Genomic DNA, 19,955 nt, shown 5'->3' on the forward strand with positions numbered 1-19,955 from the left:
GCGCGCCATAAATAACCCCCCCCGCCTTAAAAAACCACCCGTATGGGGGGGGGGTTTTGGGGCGGCCCGAAATGGGCCGTGAACCGGCGCGGGGCGGGGCCCGCCGTATTGCGGGCGCCCACGGCCATGCGTCGTGCGGGGGACCTGAGTCAGACGGTCTCGGGCAGCTCGTCCAGGCCCTCGGCGACCAGCTTCGCCAGGCGGTCGAGCGCGGCCTCGGCGCCGTCGGCCTCCGAAGCGAGAACGATCTCCTCGCCGCCCTGCGCGCCCAGGCCGAGCACCGCGAGCATGGAGGCGGCGTTCACGGGGGTGCCGTCGGACTTGGCGATCGTCACCGGCACGCCGGAAGCCGTGGCGGCACGGACGAAGATGGACGCGGGGCGGGCGTGCAGGCCCTCGGCCCAGCCGACGTTGACGCGGCGCTCAGCCATGGTGTTGCCCTTCAAGTCTCAAGCGGGTTGTCTAGACCAGTCTCTCACGGGTTGCGCGGTGCTCACGCCGACCTTCGGCCCGGACCGGACCGCCCTTCGGCCCTCCCTACCTTGCAACACCTTGCGGCCCGCACACCTGCCACGCGACCGGTGCCGCAGTCGTGTCGCGGTCGTAGGCTGACCCCATGCAGAGCGCGTCGGAGCAGTCGGAAGCGGCGAGAACACCGGCCCCACCCGCCCCGGCGGAGCACGCCTATCCCGACCACTGGGAGGCGGACGTGGTGCTCCGCGACGGCGGCACCGCGCGCATCAGGCCCATCACGGCCGACGACGCCGACCGGCTCGTCAGCTTCTACGAGCAGGTCTCGGACGAGTCGAAGTACTACCGCTTCTTCGCCCCCTACCCGCGCCTGTCCGCCAAGGACGTCCACCGCTTCACCCACCACGACTTCGTGGACCGGGTCGGGCTGGCGGCGACCGTCGGCGGCGAGTTCATCGCCACCGTCCGCTACGACCGCATCAACGCCCAGGGGCTGCCCGCCTCCGCCCCGGCCGACGAGGCCGAGGTCGCCTTCCTCGTCCAGGACGCGCACCAGGGCAGGGGCGTCGCCTCCGCCCTCCTCGAACACATCGCCGCGGTCGCGCGCGAGCGGGACATCCGGCGCTTCGCCGCCGAGGTGCTCCCCGCCAACACCAAGATGATCAAGGTCTTCACCGACGCGGGCTACACCCAGAAGCGCAGCTTCGAGGACGGCTCCGTCCGCCTCCACCTCGACCTCGAACCGACCGACCGCTCCCTCGCCGTCCAGCGGGCCCGCGAGCAGCGCGCCGAGGCGCGCTCCGTGCAGCGCCTGCTCACCCCCGGCTCCGTCGCCGTCGTGGGCGCCGGGCGCGCACCGGGCGGCGTCGGCCGGACCGTGCTCCGCAACCTCCTCGGGGCCGGCTTCACGGGACGGGTGTACGCGGTGAACGCCGCGCTCACCGGAGAGACCGAGCTCGACGGCGTCCCCGCCCACCCCTCGGTCGGCGCCATCGGCGAACCCGTGGACCTGGCCGTCGTCGCCGTCCCCGCCGAACGGGTCCCCGAGGCCGTCGCGGACTGCGGCGAACACGGGGTGCGCGGCCTCGTCGTGCTCTCCGCCGGATACGCCGAGAGCGGGGCCGCCGGCCGCGAGCGCCAGCGAGAGCTCGTACGGCAGGCCCGCTCGTACGGCATGCGGATCATCGGCCCCAACGCCTTCGGGATCATCAACACCGCCGACGACGTCCGGCTCAACGCCTCCCTCGCGCCGCAGATGCCGGCCGCCGGGCGGATCGGGCTCTTCACCCAGTCCGGCGCCATCGGGATCGCCCTGCTCGCCGGGCTCCACCGGCGCGGCGCGGGGCTCTCCTCCTTCATCTCGGCCGGCAACCGCGCCGACGTCTCCGGCAACGACTTCCTCCAGCACTGGTACGACGACCCCGGCACCGACGTCGTCCTCCTCTACCTGGAGTCGATCGGCAACCCGCGGAAGTTCACCCGGCTCGCCCGCCGTACCGCCGCCGTCAAGCCGGTCGTCGTCGTCAAGGGCGCCCGGCACAGCGGCAGCGCCCCGCCCGGCCACCGGGTGCCGGTCACCCGCATCCCGCACGCCACGGTCTCCGCCCTGCTCCGCCAGGCCGGGGTGATCCGTGTCGACACCGTCACCGAACTCGTCGACGCCGGACTGCTCCTCGCCGCCCAGCCACTGCCCGCCGGCCCCCGGGTCGCGATCCTCGGCAACTCGGAGTCGCTCGGCCTCCTCACGTACGACGCCTGCCTGACCGAGGGGCTGCGCCCGCTGCGGCCCCTCGACCTCACGACGGCGGCGGTCCCGGCGGACTTCCGGGACGCGCTGGTGGCGGCGCTCGCCGACGAGACGTCCGACGCCGTCGTCGTCAACGCGATCCCCTGGGTCGGCGAGGACGGAGCCACCGAGTTCGGCGACGGCGAGGTGCTCGCGGCCGCCCTCCGCGAGGCCGTCGCCTCCGCCCCCACGCCGACCAAGCCGGTCGTCGTCGTACACGTCGAGATGGGCGGTCTCGCGGAGGCCCTCGCGGTCGCCACGAGCACCCGGCCGGCGGCGGCCGGACGCGGCGCCGTGACCGCGGAGAACCGTGCCGCCGGTGCTGTGGCGCCTGCGGGAGCGGAGACGACCGCATCCGCACCCGGCTCCTCCGCCGCGCCCCCGCCGCCACCCGGAGCCGTTCCCGGCGCGGCCCCGAGCGCCGCCCCCACCCAGCCGCTCGCCCAGACGCCCACCCACGCCACCATCCCCGCCTACCCTGCCGCCGAGCGGGCCGTACGGGCCCTGGCCGAGGCCGTCCGGTACGGGCAGTGGCGGCGGCAGGCCGCCGAGCCCGGGCGGGTGCCCGAGTACGAGGACATCGACGAGGCCGGCGCCGCCGCGCTCATCGAAGGGGTCCTGGGCGGCGACGGCGTGGACGACCGCGGTGTGACCCTCGACACCGAGGAGGCCGGGGCGCTGCTCGCCCGGTACGGGATCGCCGTCCGGCCGACCCTCCCCGCGCCCACGCCCGACGCCGCCGTCGCGGCCGCCGCCCGGCTCGGCTACCCCGTCGCGCTCAAGACGACCGCGCCGCACCTCCGCCACCGCCCCGACCTCGGGGGCGTCCGGCTCGACCTCGCCACCGAGGAGCAGCTGCGCACGGCGTACGCCGAGCTGACCGAGGTCCTCGGCAAGCCGGAGGAGCTCCAGCCCGTCGTCCAGGCGATGGTGCCCCGGGGCGTCGACACCGTCGTCCGCTCCGCGATCGACCCGGCCGTCGGCGCCGTCCTCTCCTTCGGCCTCGCGGGCGCGCCCTCCGAACTGCTCGGGGACACGGCCCACCGGCTGGTTCCGGCCACCGACCGGGACGCCGCCGAACTCGTCCGCTCCCTGCGCACCGCCCCGATGCTCTTCGGCTGGCGCGGTTCCGCGCCCGTCGACACACCGGCCCTGGAGGAGCTGCTCCTGCGGGTCTCCCGGCTCGTCGACGACCACCCCGAGGTCGTCGCGGTCTCCCTGGAACCGGTGGTCGTGGCCCCCCGCGGACTCTCCGTCCTCGGCGCGACCGTCCGACTGGCCCCGCCCGCACCCCGCACCGACCTCGGCCCGCGGAGCCTGCCGCGGTACTGAGGCCGGCGGAGCCTGCCGCGTTCCCGGGGCCCGTGGAGCCTCCCGTGTTCCCGGGACCTGCGGAGCCTCCCGCGTCACTGACACCGGCGGGGCTCCCGCGTCACCGAGACCCGCGGGGCTCCCGCGTCGCGGACGGGCCTGAGGGGCCCCCTCCGCCCCGTAGGATGGAGCTCATGGCAAAGAGCGGTACGACGACCCAGGGGCTGCGCGCGGCGATCGAGCGCAGCGGCTACTACCCGGCCCTCGTGGCCGAGGCGGTGGAGGCCGCCGTCGGCGGCGAGGCCATCACGTCGTACGTGGTGCACCAGGAGACCACCTTCGACGCGAACGAGGTCCGGCGCCACGTCACCGTCCTCGTCCTGACGCCGCACCGTTTCATCGTCAGCCACACCGACGAGCAGTCCGCCGACACGAGCTCCCCGTCGCCGTACGCCACGACCTCCACCGAGTCCGTGAAGCTCGACCGGATCTCGTCGGTCGTCGTCAGCCGCGTCGTCGCCAACCCCGAGTCGTACACGCCGGGCACGCTGCCCCGCGAGGTGGTCCTCACCATCGGCTGGGGCGCCGTCTCCCGCATCGACCTGGAGCCCGCCGCCTGCGGCGACCCCAACTGCGACGCCGACCACGGCTACACCGGCAACGCCACCGCCGACGACCTCAGCCTGCGCGTGAGCGACGCCGGCGACGGCCCGGACACCGTCCGGCAGACCCTCGCGTTCGCCCAGGCCCTCTCCGAAGCCATCGCGGCGACCGCCGCGCCCACCCGCTGATGGTGCAGCCGACCGCCGTGACCCACGGCTGGCCCGACGACCCGGTCCCGCTCGCGCCGGAGACCGCGCCGGTGCCCGAGTACACCTCCGGCTCGCTCGGCGACCTGCTGCCGACGCTCGTGGCCGGCCAGGACGTGCCCGGCTTCGAGGCGCGCATCGCGGAGCTGGCCCCGGCCGACCGGAACTGCGTCTTCCTGATCGACGGGCTCGGCTGGGAGCAGATCAAGGCGCACCCGGACGAGGCCCCGTACCTGACCTCGCTCCTCGGCACCTCGCGCGGCGGCACGGGCCGCCCGGTCACCGCCGGCTTCCCCGCCACCACCGCGACCTCGCTCGCCTCCGTCGGCACCGGCCTCCATCCCGGGACGCACGGACTGCCCGGCTACACCGTGCGCAACCCCGAGACCGGCGAGCTGATGAACCAGCTGCGCTGGAAGCCGTGGACCGCGCCGCACGTCTGGCAGCCGTACCCCACCGTCTTCCAGTACGCGCACGAGGCCGGGATCCACACCGCCCAGGTGTCCTCCCCGATCTTCGAGCAGACCCCGCTCACCAAGGTCGCGCTCAGTGGCGGAACGTTTCACGGGCGGCTCTCCGGCGAGGAGCGCATGGACTTCGCCGCCGAGCAGCTCGCCGCCGGTGACCGCTCGCTGGTCTACACGTACTACAGCGAACTCGACGGTGCCGGCCACCGCTTCGGCATCGACTCCGACGCCTGGCGCGGCCAGCTGATGTTCGTCGACCGGCTCGTGCAGCGGCTCGCCGAGCAGCTGCCGCCCCGCTCGGCCCTGTACGTCACGGCCGACCACGGCATGGTCGACATCCCCTTCGACGAGCAGCACCGCATCGACTTCGACGAGGACTGGGAGCTGCGCGCGGGCGTCGCCCTCCTCGGCGGCGAGGGCCGCGCCCGTCACGTCTACGCCGTGCCCGGCGCCGAGGCGGACGTCCTCACCTGCTGGCGCGAGGTCGTCGGCGAGCAGTTCTGGGTGGCGAGCAGGGACGAGGCCATCGGCCTCGGCTGGTTCGGCGCCGAGGTCGACGAGCGGGTGTACGGCCGGATCGGCGACGTCGTCGCCGCGGCCCACGACGACGTGGCGATCACCGCCTCCGTCAACGAGCCCAACGAGTCCGCGATGGTCGGCATGCACGGGTCCATGACCCCCGCCGAGCAGCTCGTCCCGCTGCTCGAAGTCCGCTCCTGACCCCCGCTTCCGCCCACGCCCCGAAAGGTCCCTGTCCCGTCATGCCCGAGCTGGTCTTCTTCTCCGGAACCATGGATTGCGGGAAGAGCACCCTGGCGCTCCAGATCGCCCACAACCGCGACGCGCGGGGGCTTCAGGGCGTGATCTTCACCCGTGACGACCGCGCGGGCGAGGGCAAGCTGTCCTCCCGGCTCGGCCTCGTGACGGACGCGGTCGAGGCGCCGCGGGACATGGACCTGTACGCGTACCTCGTCAGCCAGCTCTCGCAGGGCGGCAAGGCCGACTACGTGATCGTGGACGAGGCCCAGTTCCTCGCCCCCGAGCAGATCGACCAGCTCGCCCGCATCGTCGACGACCTCGGCCTGGACGTCTTCGCCTTCGGGATCACGACGGACTTCCGCACGAAGCTGTTCCCGGGCTCGCAGCGGCTGATCGAGCTGGCGGACCGCATCGAGCAGCTCCAGGTCGAGGCCCTGTGCTGGTGTGGCGCCCGCGCCACGCACAACGCCCGTACGGTGGGCGGCGAGATGGTCGTCGAGGGCGAGCAGGTCGTCGTCGGCGATGTGAACCGCCCGGCCGAGGAGATCGGCTACGAGGTCCTCTGCCGCCGCCACCACCGCCGCCGCGTGACCTCGGCCGCGGCGCACGCGGGCGCCCTGTCCCCGGACGTCCTGCCGGTCGGCAACGCCTGACGTCTCAGTCCGACGGCCCGGGGTCCGACGGCCCGATGGCCGGCGGTCGCAGGGCGCGCGTCAGGTCGTCGAGTGCCGTCCCGGTGACCGGAGCCGTTCCCGTCAGGGTGCCGACCAGGGCCTGGGCCAGGACGGTCGCGGTGCCGAGGCGGTCGTCCTCGTGCTCGTCGCCGGTGACCGTCCCGATGACGGCGTCCCGTACCGCCGACGAGATGGCGGGGTCCCCGAACAGTTCGGGGAAGGACAGCGCCATCATGCACACGCCCACGTTGGCGGAGAGGATCGACCGGCCGGCCGACTCCGGGGCCGTGCGCAGGCGTCCGGCGTCGCGGCAGCGCTCCACGGCCTTCAGGAGGATCGCCTGGGCCTCCTTGATGGCCTGCGGCTTGGCGTCGCCCGTCGGCGTGAACATCAGGCGGTAGAGGTACGGGTTGCGCAGCGCGAACGCGACGTGGCTGTCCCAGGCCGTGCGCAGGTCCGCCACCGGGTCCTCGGTGAGCGGGTTCTGACGCTTCTCCGCGAGGAAGCGCTCGAAGCCGATGTCGGCGACCGCCGTGAGCAGCCCCTGCTTGTCGCCGAACTGGCGGTAGATCTCCGGCGCGCCGACCTTCGCCCGGTCGCAGATGGCCCGGGTGGAGATGGCCAGCGCGTCCTTGGTGGCGAGCAGTTCCCCGGTGGCTTCCAGGATGCGCTCTCGTGCCGTCGACATGGGTCCCACGATAACAGCGCTAACACGGCGGACCTGGGCAATCCCGGATTGGCGATAGCGTCGCTAACGAACTGTGTTAGCGTCTATAACGTCAGTTGCGCCCGACCGAGAGGAATCGCCATGACCGCGTCCACCACCCTGCGCGATGTGATCGGCCTGCCCCAGGAGCTGCCGCGCCTCGGCGACTCGGCCCTGATCCTGATCGACTTCCAGAACACCTACCGCACCGGTGTCATGCGGCTCCCCGGGGCCGAGGAGGCCCTCGCCGCCGGTGCCCGGCTGCTCGCCGCCGCCCGCGCCGCGGGTGCCCCGGTCGTCCACGTCGTCAACGACGGCGGTGAGGGCACCCCGTACGACATCCGGGCCGAGATCGGCTCCATCAGCGACGAAGTCGCCCCGGTCGAGGGGGAGAAGGTCGTCGTCAAGCAGTTCCCCGACGCCTTCCACGCCACGGACCTGGAGGAGACGCTCAAGGAGCTCGGCGTGAGCGGCGACCTGGTCATCGCCGGCTTCATGACGCACATGTGCGTCCTCTTCACCGCCCAGGGCGCCTTCAACCTCGGCTACCGCCCCACCGTGGTCGCCGAGGCCACCGCCACCCGTCCCCTGGAGGCGCCGGACGGCACCGTCCTGTCCCCGGAGGCCCTCCAGGCCGCGAGCCTCACGACGGTCCGGGACCTCTTCGGCACGGTGGCCCGCACGGTCGACGAGCTCGTCGGCTGACGCCATCGGCGCCGCCGGCACCCGGAGTTCACCCGGGGTGCGCCTGAAGAGCGCCTGCTGATCGGTTGCGGGTCGTCCGCCTCGGCGGTAATGGCGGACGGCCCGTGACGACCCCTCCGGGTCTCCCCGTGCCGTGTGCCCCCTGGAGGATGTGTGCCACCCGCCGCCGAGGCCGTGTACGCCGAGGACGAGACCGTGCACGAGGAGGCGGAGCGGCACCGCGGCGACCAGACGAGGCGCTCCGCCCTCCGGGCCCCGGCCGCCGCCGCCCTGCTCACCGCCGTGCTGCTCTGCCTCGCCACCCGGCTCTCCCGCACGTACCCCTTCGGCCCGGTGACCCGGAACATCGTCGACCTCGGCCAGCAGTACCTGCCGTACCACGCCTACTGGCGCGCCTTCCTGCTCGGCGAGACGCACGGCGACGCCTTCCTCAACTGGAACTCCGGCTTCGGATCCAACTTCCTCGGCGACATCGGCACGTACCTGAGCAGCCCCTTCGACCTGCTCGTCGTGCTCTTCCCGGCGGACCGCGTCGAACTCGCGCTGTACGTCGTCACCGCCGCCAAGATCAGCGCCGCGGCGGCCGCGATGGCACTCCTCCTCCTGCGGCTGCGCCCCGGCCCGTGGCCGGTAGCCGCCGTGCTCGGCACCGCGTACGCCCTCTCCGGCTGGACCCTCAACTACGGCGCCACCGTCCCGATGTGGCTCGACGGGCTCGTCGCCTTCCCCCTGCTTTGCCTGGTCGGCGAATGGGCCCGCACCGCCCGCCGTCCCGTCCTCGGCCCGCTCGTCGTCGCCCTGGCCTGGATCTCCAACTTCTACACCGCGTACATGGCGACCCTCGGCGCAGCCGTCCTCCTCCTCGTCCGCCTGCTCACCGCCGAGGAGACCGCAAGCGCCCGGCAGCGCCTCGCCGGGGCGCTGCGCGCCGCCCGGAGCGTCCTCATCGGCATCGGGCTCGCCGCACCGCTCGTCGTGGTCGTCTTCCTTGCCACGAAGGTCGCCGACCCCACCCCCGAGACGGTCTTCGCGCCGGCACCCTGGACGGACGTCCTCGCCCGGTTCCTGCCCGCCACCGCGAGCGTCGCCAGCCCCGCCCTCTTCATCGGCACGCCCGCCCTCGCGCTCGCCCTCACGCTGCCCTTCAACCGGGCCGTCGCCCCGCGCGTCCGGGCCGGCTGGACGGCCGCGATCGTCCTGGTGACGCTCTCCCTGCAGTGGGAGCCCACGCACCTGCTGTGGCACGCGGGCGCCTCGCCCAACGGCATCCCGTACCGTCAGACCTTCGTCCTGTGCGGCCTGCTGCTCATCGCCGCCTGGTTCTCCGCCGCCCGGGGCGTGCCCCGGCCGGCCGCGCTCCTCGCGGGCGGGGTGCTGCTCGGGGTCCTGGCATGGGCGGCCCGGGGGAGCGTCGACATCGACCGGTGGACCTTCCCCGCCTTCGGTGCCGCCGCGCTCCTGGCGGGCGCCGCCGTCCTCCTCGCCCTGGCCGGCGCCCGCCGGGGGCACGCGCGCGTGCAGCCTGATCGGGTGCCACGCGCGCGCGTACTCCCCGTCCTCGCCGTGGTCCTCCTCGTCGCCGCGCAGGCCGGCGAGGTGGCCGTCACCGGGATGCGGATCGAGGAGCAGCAGCGGAGCAAGGTCTCCTGGTCACCCCGGGTCGGCCCCTGGCAGGAGGCCGCCGCCGACGAGGTCGCCCGCGCGGACGCCTGGCCCCGTCACCGCACGGACCCCGGCGAAGTCCCCGGCGGCAACGACGTGCTGCTCGTCGGAGGCCAGGGCGCCGACTACTACAGCAGCCTCACCGCCGACGTGACCTCCCGGACCCTGGCCTCCCTCGGCTTCGGCTACTACGCCAAGGGCAGGCACCCCGTCAGCCTGGACAACCCGGTCGCGGACGCCCTCTTCTCCATCGGCACCCGGCTGCGCTCGAAGCCCACGGAGCCGGTACGGCAGGACGCCCTGCCCCGCGCCACCGTCACCGCCACCACCGCCCCCGTCCCGCCGTTGGTCACCGTCCGCCCGCCGGGGCGGCCGGCCACACATCCCGGGGACTCGGCCTTCGCCCGGCAGGAACGCCTGCTCGGCGCCGACGTGTACGAGCTGCCCGCCCCGCGCCGTACCGGACGCACCCTCGCCGTCCGCTGCCCCGCGGGCTCCCAGGTCTGGTTCTGGGCGCCCGAGTACCAGGGCGAGGCGGCCCTGGCGGGGGAGCGGCCCGTGGACTTCGACGGCAAGCCGCCCTCCGTCCGCGCCCCCATGCAGGCCCTCGGCACCGTCCCCGGCTCCGGCGCGGTACGGATCGACCTGGTGCCCAAGGGCAAACTGCGGCTGCCCCGTGAACCGGTCGGCTGCCTCGTCGCCGCCCGGCTCGACTCCGCCGTACGGCAGCTCACCGCCACCGGCGCCACGCGCGTGCGTGCCGGCGGGCACACCGTCACCGCAGAAGTGCCGCCCGGCAGCAAGGGCGTCGCGGTTCTTGCCGCGCCCCGCATCTCGGGCTGGCGCTGCGCCGCAGGCGACGCGGACGCCCGCCCCGCGCGCGTGTACGAGGGCCTCGTCGCCGTCCCCCTCGACGGACGCGCGAGCTCGGTCAGCTGCTCCTTCCGGCCGCCGGGGATGAAGCTCGGCGGCGCGGTCGGCGCGGCGGCGCTCCTGGCGCTCGCCGTGACGGGACTGCTGCATCGCCGACGGGTCCGGCGGTGACGGGGTTTCCACCGGAGACGACAAGAGTTCACCCGGAGTGCACGCGTGGATCGTTCACCCGGAGAAGTCGGCCGTTACTGTGCCCGCCGTAACGGCGTTAAATTGTTCGATTCAGTGTGGGGATCCCGAGTGCCGAAACTGTCCGTCGTCGTACCGTTCCACAATGTCGGTCCCTACGCGCCCGACACCTTGCGCAGCCTCGCGAACAACGCGGATCCGGAATTCGAGTTCCTGCTGATCGACGACTGCTCGACGGACGACACCCCGGAGATCCTCGACCGCTGGCGCGACCGCCTGCCGAACGCCACCGTCATCCGGCACGAGACGAACAAGGGCGTCGCCCAGGCCCGGAACACCGGAATCGACGCCGCGCGCGGCGACTACCTCACGTTCCTCGACGGCGACGACTGGTACGCGCCCGGCCACCTGAGCGCTGCCGTGGCCGGAATCTCCCGTCTGGACTGCGATTTCGCCCGGACCGACCACGTCCTGTCGGAGGGCCGGAAACGGCAGATCCGCTATGCCCCGGCCAAGCGGCGCGACGCCGTGATGGACCCCAGGGACGGAATCTCGCCGGCCAGCATGGTGACGATGGTCGACTATCCGTTCGTGCCTTTCGGCATTTACAGCGGGCGTCTTTTCGAGAACGGAGAATCCCGTTTCGAGACCTCCCTCAGAACGGCCGAGGACCGCCTCTGGATCTGGCGGCTCCACCTCAAGGCGCGCACGTTCGCGGCGCTCTCCCTGCACGGCGTCTTCTACCGGCGGGGCGTCACCACCTCGCTCACCCAGATCACCGACAACCGGCAGCTGGACTTCATCCCCTCGTACGATCTCCTGCTCGACGACGTCTCCCGGGACCCCGAGGCCGACCGTTTCCTCCCGAAGGCGGTCCGCACCTACTGCGCGATGATCGCCTTCCACATGGGGAAGGCCGACGCGTACGAACCGGCCGTCGCCGCGCGCCTCCGCGCCGACGTCCGCGACGCCCTGCACCGCATGCCGCAGCAGGTCCTCGACGAGACCCTCGCCACCATGGACACCCCGCGCAGCACCCTCCTCCGGAGCCTGCGCGACACCGGAAGGACCGCCTGACCCATGGCCCCCGAAGCCACCCACGACCTGCCGGTCCAGATCTTCCAGGTGTCCACCCTGTACGGCGCGGCCACCCTCGCCGCCGCGCTCGACGCCGGACAGTTCGGCCCCCGCGACTCCGCCCGCAGGATCCTGCTGATCTCGCACAACGCCGAGATCCCGGAGACCGCGCTGCGCCTGGAGACCATGACCGGGTACGAGCGGATCGCCGCCCGCTTCGACGGCACCCTCGACTGGAACGAGACGATCCACCCGTACCACCCCGCCGCCTGGGCCCCCCGCCCCGAGGAGGCCCCGCTCTGGCAGCGCGTCCTGCGCACCGCCTGGGACCTCGGCACCGGACCGGTCGAGCTGATCGTCGAATCCATCCAGGTCAACCCGGCCAAGGCGCTCGCCGGCTGCTTCCCCGAGAGCAGCGTCCACGTCTACGCCGACGGCCTGATGAGCTACGGCCCGACCCGCTCCGACCTCGCGCAGTCCATCGCCTGCCGCGTCCGCCGCGTGCTCCACCTCGACCTGGTGCCGGGCCTGCGCCCGCTCCTCCTCGGCGAGTACGGGATCGAGCCCGAACTCGTCCCCGACACCGCCTTCCGCGCCGTCCTCGCCGAGATCGCCGAGGACGCGGCCGACGACCCGGACATCGCGCGGGCGGCCGCCGCCGAGCCGACGGCCCTGCTCCTCGGCCAGTACCTCGCCGCCCTCTCCCTGCTCACCGCCGAGGAGGAAGAGGAACTGCACGTACGGATGCTCCGGGGCGCCGCCGCGGCCGGTCACCGGTCGGTGGTCTTCAAGCCGCACCCGACCGCCCCCGCCCGCTACTCCCAGGCCCTGGACGAGGAGGCCGAGCGGAGCGGCGTACGGCTCACGGTCCTCGCCGGTCCGCTGCTCGCCGAGACCTTCTACGAGCGCTGCCGGCCCGAGCTCGTCGTCGGCTGCTTCTCCACGGCGATGCTCACCGCCGCCGTCTACTACGACGTCCCCATCGCGCGCGTGGGCACGGCCGAGGTCCTCGAACGGCTCACCCCCTTCGAGAACAGCAACCGCATCCCGCTCACCGTCGTCGACCACCTCGTCGCGGACCTGGAGGGCGGCGAGGAGCCCGCCGTCCCGGGAGCGGCCCCGGCCTCGCTCACGCCCCTGGTCAGGGCCGTCGGCTACTGCATGCGGCACAAGGCGCACCCCGGGCTCCGCCAGGAGACCGCCGCCTTCCTGGCGCAGCACCACGCCGACCCCGGCACCGCGCACCACTTCACCGTCGAACGACTGACCGAGCTCGGCCTCCCGGGTGGAGGACCCGCCCCGGACCGGACCGGCACGTCCCGGCTGCGCCGCAGCCTGGTCCGGAGCCGGCGGGGCTGAACCGCGCGGCTGAGCCGGTGCGGGGGCTCGGCGTGCGCGCTCGGTGCGCGGGTTCAGCGCGCTGCGGACCTGACCAGCGTGAAGACCGCGCCCTCCGGGTCCGCCACCACCGCGAGCCGTCCCGCCTGGCCATCGCGCGGCACGCGCAGCACATGACCGCCGAGCTCCTGGACGAGCCGTGCGGCCTCGTCCGTGTCGGCGACCTCGAAGTACGTCATCCAGTGCGGGCCCCGGTCCCGGGGGAGCGCGTTGCCGACGCCGTGCAGCGAGGCCACCGGTTCCCCGGCCACGTGCAGCGTCGCGTAGTCGTGCTCGGCGGAGACGACCGGCTCCACCTCGTAGCCGAAGACCATCCGGTAGAACTTGCCGGTCCCGGACGTCTCGTACGTGAGGAGCTCGTTCCACACCGGCGTCCCGGGCGGTCCCGCCGCCGCCGTGCCGTGGTGCGCCTCCGCCTGCCAGACGCCGAAGACCGCGCCGGTCGGGTCGGAGCAGATGGCGAGACGGCCCGCCTCGCCCGCGTCCAGCGGGCCGACGGCGACGGTGCCGCCGCAGCAGCGGATGGTCTCGGCGGTCTCGTCGGCGTCGTCGGTGGCCAGGTAGGGGGTCCAGGCGATGCGCAGGTGCCGGTCGGGTGGCAGCTGGCCGATGCCCGCCACCTCGCTGCCGTCGAGCAGCGCGCGCACGTACGGGCCGAGCTGCTGCGGACCGGGGATGAACTCCCAACCGAAGAGCGCGCGGTAGAACTCCTGCGTGGCGTCAATCCCGTGCACCATCAGGCTCACCCAGCAGGGTGTGCCCGGAGGGCGCGGAGTCGCCTCGGTCATCGTCGCACTCTCCTCGGACCGTCGTCGTGGCCGTGCTCCCGTCCGATGGTGACACCGACGCCGCGGTGGCGCGCCCGGCCACACCGATCGTGGCGTGATCCCGTCGGAGGTCGCCGGGTCCGTCCCGCGCGGCCGTGCGGCTGCGCGAGGATGGCTCCCATGAAGCCCATCATCTCCGCAAGCGAACTGCAGAGCGAGTCGGCCGGGGCCCGGCCGCCGGTCCTCCTGGACGTCCGCTGGACTCTCGGCGGCCCGCCCGGGCGGCCCGCCTACGAGGCCGGCCACCTCCCCGGCGCGGTCTACGTCGACCTGGACGCGGAACTCGCGGGCCCGCCCGGGAGCGGCGGCCGCCACCCGCTGCCCGACCCCGAGGCCTTCGGGGCCGTGATGCGCCGGGCGGGCGTCTCCGCGGACCGGCCGGTCGTCGTCTACGACGGGGGCCTCGGCTGGGGCGCGGCCCGCGCCTGGTGGCTGCTCCGCTGGGCGGGCCACCCGGACGTGCGGGTCCTGGACGGGGGCCTCGCGGCCTGGACGGGAGAGCTCACGGAGAAGGTCCCCGCGCCGGAGCCGGGCGACTTCCGGCCGGAGCCCGGCGCCCTGGGGCTGCTCGACGCCGACGGGGCCGCCGCGTTCCCGGACACGGGTCTGCTCCTGGACGCGCGGGCGGCGGAGCGCTACCGGGGTGACGTGGAGCCGATCGACCGGGTCGGCGGGCACATCCCGGGCGCGGTCTCGGCCCCGACGGCGGAGAACGTCGACGCCGAGGGCCTCTTCCTGGCCGCCGACGTCCTGCGGGACCGCTTCACCGCGCTCGGCGCGGCCGAGGGGACCCCGGTGGCCGTCTACTGCGGCTCGGGCGTCTCGGGCGCCCACGAGGTGCTGGCCCTGGAGATCGCCGGCATCCCCGCAGGCCTCTACGCCGGCTCCTGGTCGGAGTGGTCCTCGGACCCCGCCCGCCCGGTCGCCACGGGCCCGGACCCGCGGTAGCGGCGTGACCGCCGCGGCAGGCGCGCGGTAGCGCCGTACACGGAAGGGCCCGCGCCGTCACCGGGCGCGGGCCCTTCCCCGTACGCCCATGCACACGTACGCGCGCGCGTGCAGCGGACGGTCCGGCCACACCCGTCTACGCGCGCGTGGAGCACTCAGGCCTGCCACGCCCCTGGACGGGGGCCGGGCGCGTACCGCCGTCAGTCCTGCTTCTTCCTTCGGGTGCCGAAGACGATCTCGTCCCAGCTCGGTACGGCCGCGCGGCGGCCCGGGCGGACGCCGTCCGCCTCGGCCTGGCGGTCCGTGGCACCGTGCAGACGGTCGCGGTGGCCCGAGACCGCGCGCGGCATCAGGACGTCGGCGTAGGCCGAACCCGCGCCCGCCGAGGCGGCCGGGGCCGGGGGCTCCTCCGCCTCCGCCTCCTCCGAGGGCTCGCTGTCCGGCTGCTCCGGCACGACCATGTCGCCGCGGAAGCTCGGCACGGCCTCCAGGAGGCTCGTCAGCGAGTCCCGCTCCTCCTCCGGCTCGACGGGCGAGGGCGCCCGCTCCAGCTGCCGGTCGGAACGGTCGATCTGGCGGTCCAGGGCACGGTCGAGCGGCCTGTCCCGGGGCAGTCGGGCGATGCGCGGCACGAACGGGAAGCTCGGCTCCGGCGCGGCGGCGATCGTGTCGTCCGTCTCGCCGATCAGGGCACGGGCCTCGTCGTCCACGGCCTGGACGAGCCGCCGCGGCGGGTCGTACGTCCAGCTGGCCGTGTGGACCTCGCCCGCGACCCGGTAGACGAGCAGCACCTCCCAGGTGCCGTCGTCCCGCCGCCAGGAGTCCCACTGCACGGTGTCCTTCTCGGCGCCGCGCAGCAGCAGCCGCTCCTGCACCGCCTCGCCGAGCTGCGGGCCGCTGTTCTCGCCGGGCCTGCGCACCGGGGTCTTGCGGGCCCGCTCGGCCATGAAGGCGCGCTCCGCGAGCACGGGGCCCTCGAAGCGGCGCACGCGGTCGACGGGGATGCCGGCGAGCTGGGCGACCTCCTCCGCGGAGGCACCGGCCCTTATGCGCGCCTGGATGTCACGGGGGCGGAGGTGGCTCTCGACCTCGATCTCGATCTGGCCGAGGCGCGCGCGGTCGTTGCGCACGGCGGCACGCAGCCGCTCGTCGATCGGAAGCGTGTACTCCGTGCTGTCAGCAGCCTTCAGCACCAGTCGTGTGCCGTCGTTGGAGACGGCCACGACACGCAGTTCGGGCATGGGGACCTCCCGGGTGGTGCCTGCCGACGTCACGTGCGTCGCTGCTTCCGCTAGTCGAGTGTGGCCTGCCCGGGTGCAGCCTGCCACTACCTTGCCGAGTTGCCCGGCGTGTCGGGCATGGACCCTGGAGCGCCGTTATGGCACGGTTACCTGTTTCGCTACTCGGAGTGACTGGCGGTCACTCTGTGCAGCCGGTTCCCGTGCGATGCCGAGGCGCCGCCGGTTCGAGCGCCGTGTCCGGCCCCCTCCCCTTGATCCGGGGCACCCGTGAGGGCGTCCGGACCCAGGGTTCGTCAATGTACTCCATTCGGGCCACCTGGGTGGACCGGCGCGCCGCTCAACTTCTCGGGCGGTACGGGAGTTGAGTGTCCGCGATCTTCCCCCGTACGTGTCGCTCTTCACAGAAACAGCAGAAACGGAACTATTCGCTTCGCCGGTTTGTCCCTTCTGGGTGCAAGGCGAACGGATGAATCATCAGGGGTCGGAGATGCGTCACAGGCCGGAAATCGACGGGGACGAGCCGGAGGAGGGGAAGAAGGGCAACGGCAGGAGGATCGATCTGAGCGTGGCTCAGGTCTCGGGCAGTGCCCTGGCCGCGGTCGTCGCCGCCAAGCTCGCCTCGACCCTCGGCGTGTACGGCACGATCCTGGGCGCCGGTGTGATCAGTGTCATCGCGACCTGCGGCGGACCGCTCTTCCAGCAGCTCTTCAAGCGCACCGGTGAACAGGTCCGCGACGTGACCGCGGCGGCCAAGCCGAAGGCGCGTCAGGTCCCGGCCCCGGCCGGACCGCAGGACGACCGCACCCTCATGCTGGGCACGCTCCCGGCCCCGGCGCCGTCCGACGAGGAGTTCGGCGCGGCGACCACCCACGGGACCCGCGTCCGGGGCTGGAAGCGCCCGGCGATCGCCGCCGCCCTGGTCTTCGGCGTCACCATGGGCGGCATCACCGCGTACGAACTGGTCTCCGGGGAGGACTTCAGCGGCAAGCAGGGGACCACCACCTTCGGCTCCGTCGTCCGCGGCGGCGGGAGCACCGGCCACGACGCGCCCGCGCAGGACCGCGGGCCCACCCCCGCGCCGTCGGGGTCCGCGGACGGCACCGGACAGCGGCAGGACGACGCCGGCACCCCCACGACGGGGTCCACGCCGACCCCGGGCGGCCGGGAGACCGGGACCGGGACGCCGTCGGCCGATCCCACCCCGTCCGGTTCCGCCGGCGAGGGGACGACGCCCCCGCCGACGCCGACCGGCCCGACGACGGAACCGACCGCGCCGACCCAGGAGCCGACCACCGGCACGGGACAGCCCGAAGCGCCGACGGCCCCGGCGACGGCCGGAGCCGACGCCGGGACCGGCGCGGGAGCCGAGTGACCTTCAGTCGCCCAGGACCCGGCGCAGATAGTCGTTGGCGAACAGGCGGTCCGGGTCCAGCCGGTCGCGCAGCGCCGTGAACTCGGCGAAGCGCGGGTAGGCCTCGGAGAAGTAGGCGGCGTCGCGGGTGTGGACCTTGCCCCAGTGCGGGCGGCCCCCGTGCGCCGTCATGATGCGCTCCACCGCGGTGAAGTACGCCTGGTGGGGCGTGCCCTTGTAGAGGTGGACGGCGATGTACGCGGACTCCCGCCCCGAGGCCGTGGACAGCGCGATGTCGTCCGCCGGGGCCGTGCGCACCTCCACCGGGAAGCTCACCTTGAGCGGCGAGCGCTCGATCATCGCCTTGAGCTCGCGCAGCGCGGCGACCGCGGCCTCACGCGGAAGCGCGTACTCCATCTCCAGGAATCGGACCCGGCGGGGCGAGGTGAAGACCTTGTACGGGATGTCGGTGTACGTACGGGCCGACAGGGCCCGGCTGGAGACCTTGGCGATCGACGGGATGACCGGCGGCACCGCGCGGCCCAGCGAGCAGGCGACCTGGAAGATCCCGTTGGAGAGGAGCTCGTCCTCGATCCAGCCGCTGATCCGTCCGGGGGGAGCGGCGGGGCCCGCGCTGCGGTTGTTGCGCTTGGTGTTGCAGTTGTCCGTGTGGGGGAACCAGTAGAACTCGAAGTGCTCGTTCTCCGCGTGCAGCGCGTCGAACTCCGAGGTGACCTGGTCGAAGCTCATCGGCTCCTCGCGCGCGGTGAGGAGGAAGACCGGCTCCACCGCGAAGGTGATGGCCGTGACCACGCCGAGGGCGCCGAGCCCGATCCTGGCGGCCGCGAAGACCTCCGGGTTCTCCTTCTCCGAGCAGGTCAGCAGCTCGCCCGAGGCCGTCACCAGCTCCAGCTCGCGGATCTGCGCGGCTATGGACGCCGACTCGCGGCCCGTGCCGTGGGTGCCCGTGGAGGTCGCGCCGGCGACGGTCTGCTCCATGATGTCGCCCATGTTCGTGAGCGACAGGCCCTCCCGGGCCAGCGCCACGTTGAGCCGCTTCAGGGGCGTGCCCGACTCGACCGTCACGGTCATCGCCTCGCGGTCGATCCGCCGGATCCCGGTCAGCAGGCCCGGCCGGATCAGCACGCCGTCGGTGGCCGCGATCGAGGTGAACGAGTGGCCGGTGCCGACCGTCTTCACCCGCAGCCCGTCCTCGGCCGCGCGGCGCACCGCCTCGGCGAGCTCCTCGGCCGAGGCCGGGCTCACCTCGCGGACCGGGCGGGAGGTGACGTTCCCCGCCCAGTTACGCCACGGGCTGCTCGCCGCCCTGGCGCTCCCCGACCCCGCTGCTGTCGTCCCGCTCACGCTGCCCCTCCCGGTTCGGCGCCGGCCTGCGCAGCCGGCGGTGTCCGAGGAGACCCACCGCGACCGCGAGCGCGCCCGAGACGACGGGCACCACGTACCCCGCCTTCGCCCCCGACGCGTCGACCACCCAGCCGGCGGCCGAGGAGCCGAGCGCCACGCCGATCGCGAGGCCGGTACCCGTCCAGGTCATGCCCTCGGTCAGCTTGGTGCGCGGTACGTGCGCTTCGACGAGGGCCATCGTGGTCACCATCGTCGGTGCGATGGACAGGCCCGCGACAAAGAGCGCCACGGCCAGCAACGGCAGGTTCCCGGCCAGTAGGAGGGGGATCATACTCACGGCCATCGCGCAGATTCCCAGGAGCCACCTGCGGGACGCCTCGCCCTTGAGGTGGAGCAGTCCGAAGACGGCGCCGGCCAGTCCCGAGCCCAGCGCGTAGACGGCCAGGACGAGGCTGGCGGCGGCCTTCTGGCCCCGCTCCTCGGCGAAGGCCACGGTCACCACGTCCACCGAGCCGAAGATCGCGCCGGTGGCGACGAAGGCCAGAGTGAGCACCTGGAGGCCGCGGGAGCGGAGCGCGGAGGTGCCCCGGGCGGTGCCCTCCTTGGGGTGGGGGACCGGCTCCGTGGCGCGCTGAGAGGTCAGCCAGAAGACGCCGACGGCCAGGAACCCCCCGGCGAACAGCGGCCCGGCCTCGGGGAACCAGGCGGTCGACAGACCGATCGAGAGGATCGGCCCGAAGATGAAGCACACCTCGTCGACGATCGACTCCCAGGAGTACGCCGTGTGCAGGCGCCGCTCCTCGCCCCGGTAGATCTCCGCCCAGCGGGCCCTGGTCATCGCGCCGAGGCTCGGCACGCAGCCGATGACGGCCGTGAAGACGAACAGGGTCCAGTCCGGGGCCTTCTGCTGCACGCACAGGAGCAGGCCGGCGGCAGCGGCGAGCGAGACCAGGGTGACCGGGCGGAGCACCTTGCGCTGTCCGTGCCGGTCGACGAGGCGCGAGACCAGGGGGCCGAGGACCGCGGCGGACATCGCGAGCGTCGCGGAGAGCGCGCCGGCGAGGCCGTACCGGCCGGTGACCTGCGAAATCATGGTCACGATCCCGATGCCCATCATGGACAGCGGCATGCGACCGAGGAACCCCGCGACGGAGAACGAGGCGGTTCCGGGCGCCGCGAAGATCGCGCGGTAGGGACTGGGCAAGAGGGGTCCTTGGTCAACACGTGTAATTAATAGCTAAAGCCTACGGTGTTGAAGTCGATCGGTCATCCCCGTTTTTTCGGAGGAACTTCGGAAGAACATCGGAAGAACACCCTCGGTCGGGCCGCGCCCGTG

16 protein-coding genes are annotated in these 19,955 nt (G+C 73.6%); 10 read left to right on the forward strand and 6 right to left on the reverse strand.

Features of this window, described 5'->3' with window-relative positions; all coding sequences use genetic code 11:
* Positions 1–149: 149 nt before the first annotated feature.
* Complete coding sequence (locus ACFYX3_RS25305) at positions 150–431, reverse strand: HPr family phosphocarrier protein (RefSeq protein ID WP_015036698.1); 282 nt, start codon at positions 429–431, stop codon at positions 150–152.
* A gap of 185 nt (positions 432–616) precedes the next feature.
* Here ACFYX3_RS25305 and ACFYX3_RS25310 point away from each other — a divergent pair, with 185 nt between their 5' ends.
* The 4 genes from ACFYX3_RS25310 (at position 617) to ACFYX3_RS25325 (ending at position 6,256) form a co-directional block, all read left to right on the forward strand.
* Entirely contained in the window at positions 617–3,589 is a 2,973-nt protein-coding gene (locus ACFYX3_RS25310; RefSeq protein ID WP_389017510.1) for a GNAT family N-acetyltransferase, read from the forward strand.
* Between the two features lie 173 nt (positions 3,590–3,762).
* Positions 3,763–4,359, forward strand: coding sequence for a DUF5998 family protein (locus ACFYX3_RS25315; RefSeq protein ID WP_389017513.1), 597 nt, complete (start codon positions 3,763–3,765; stop codon positions 4,357–4,359).
* Positions 4,359–5,564, forward strand: coding sequence for an alkaline phosphatase family protein (locus ACFYX3_RS25320; protein WP_389017516.1), 1,206 nt, complete (start codon positions 4,359–4,361; stop codon positions 5,562–5,564). The genes ACFYX3_RS25315 and ACFYX3_RS25320 overlap by 1 nt, the downstream gene beginning before the upstream one ends.
* A 41-nt stretch (positions 5,565–5,605) precedes the next feature.
* Positions 5,606–6,256, forward strand: a complete 651-nt coding sequence (locus ACFYX3_RS25325; RefSeq protein WP_359513345.1) for a thymidine kinase — start codon at positions 5,606–5,608, stop codon at positions 6,254–6,256.
* Positions 6,257–6,260: 4 nt separating this feature from the next.
* On the opposite strand, the gene ACFYX3_RS25330 is transcribed toward ACFYX3_RS25325, so the two are convergent.
* Positions 6,261–6,965: a TetR/AcrR family transcriptional regulator gene (locus ACFYX3_RS25330; RefSeq protein ID WP_389017520.1), complete on the reverse strand. Its 705-nt coding sequence runs from the start codon at positions 6,963–6,965 to the stop codon at positions 6,261–6,263.
* Positions 6,966–7,085: 120 nt separating this feature from the next.
* On the opposite strand from ACFYX3_RS25330, the gene ACFYX3_RS25335 reads away from it, so the two are divergent.
* From ACFYX3_RS25335 to ACFYX3_RS25350, 4 genes are all read left to right on the forward strand, one after another.
* A complete protein-coding gene (locus tag ACFYX3_RS25335) occupies positions 7,086–7,688 on the forward strand; it encodes an isochorismatase family protein (RefSeq protein ID WP_389017523.1) in 603 nt (200 codons plus the stop codon).
* Positions 7,689–7,841: 153 nt separating this feature from the next.
* Positions 7,842–10,394 (forward strand): YfhO family protein, encoded by a 2,553-nt coding sequence (locus tag ACFYX3_RS25340; RefSeq protein ID WP_389017526.1) that lies wholly within the window; start codon positions 7,842–7,844, stop codon positions 10,392–10,394.
* A gap of 129 nt (positions 10,395–10,523) precedes the next feature.
* A complete protein-coding gene (locus ACFYX3_RS25345; RefSeq protein WP_116158420.1) occupies positions 10,524–11,489 on the forward strand; it encodes a glycosyltransferase family 2 protein in 966 nt (321 codons plus the stop codon).
* 3 nt (positions 11,490–11,492) lie between these two features.
* Positions 11,493–12,848 (forward strand): polysialyltransferase family glycosyltransferase, encoded by a 1,356-nt coding sequence (locus ACFYX3_RS25350; RefSeq protein ID WP_389017529.1) that lies wholly within the window; start codon positions 11,493–11,495, stop codon positions 12,846–12,848.
* A 53-nt stretch (positions 12,849–12,901) separates the two neighbouring features.
* Here the strand turns inward: ACFYX3_RS25350 and ACFYX3_RS25355 are convergent, their stop codons facing one another.
* Positions 12,902–13,675: a VOC family protein gene (locus ACFYX3_RS25355; protein ID WP_389017532.1), complete on the reverse strand. Its 774-nt coding sequence runs from the start codon at positions 13,673–13,675 to the stop codon at positions 12,902–12,904.
* A gap of 159 nt (positions 13,676–13,834) precedes the next feature.
* On the opposite strand from ACFYX3_RS25355, the gene ACFYX3_RS25360 reads away from it, so the two are divergent.
* On the forward strand, positions 13,835–14,662 hold the full coding sequence (locus tag ACFYX3_RS25360) for a sulfurtransferase (protein WP_389017535.1): 828 nt from the start codon (positions 13,835–13,837) through the stop codon (positions 14,660–14,662).
* Between the two features lie 200 nt (positions 14,663–14,862).
* On the opposite strand, the gene sepH is transcribed toward ACFYX3_RS25360, so the two are convergent.
* Positions 14,863–15,903, reverse strand: a complete 1,041-nt coding sequence (gene sepH / locus ACFYX3_RS25365) for a septation protein SepH (RefSeq protein ID WP_389017538.1) — start codon at positions 15,901–15,903, stop codon at positions 14,863–14,865.
* Positions 15,904–16,390: 487 nt separating this feature from the next.
* On the opposite strand from sepH, the gene ACFYX3_RS25370 reads away from it, so the two are divergent.
* A complete protein-coding gene (locus ACFYX3_RS25370) occupies positions 16,391–17,275 on the forward strand; it encodes a hypothetical protein (protein ID WP_389017541.1) in 885 nt (294 codons plus the stop codon).
* 3 nt (positions 17,276–17,278) lie between these two features.
* Here ACFYX3_RS25370 and ACFYX3_RS25375 read toward each other — a convergent pair whose 3' ends face one another.
* Positions 17,279–18,619: a D-arabinono-1,4-lactone oxidase gene (locus ACFYX3_RS25375; RefSeq protein ID WP_389017544.1), complete on the reverse strand. Its 1,341-nt coding sequence runs from the start codon at positions 18,617–18,619 to the stop codon at positions 17,279–17,281.
* Positions 18,558–19,823: an MFS transporter gene (locus ACFYX3_RS25380; RefSeq protein ID WP_359513324.1), complete on the reverse strand. Its 1,266-nt coding sequence runs from the start codon at positions 19,821–19,823 to the stop codon at positions 18,558–18,560. The genes ACFYX3_RS25375 and ACFYX3_RS25380 overlap by 62 nt, the downstream gene beginning before the upstream one ends.
* Positions 19,824–19,955: the final 132 nt, after the last annotated feature.

The organism is Streptomyces sp. NPDC002463, assembly GCF_042889835.1.
Taxonomy (GTDB): domain Bacteria; phylum Actinomycetota; class Actinomycetes; order Streptomycetales; family Streptomycetaceae; genus Streptomyces; species Streptomyces nymphaeiformis.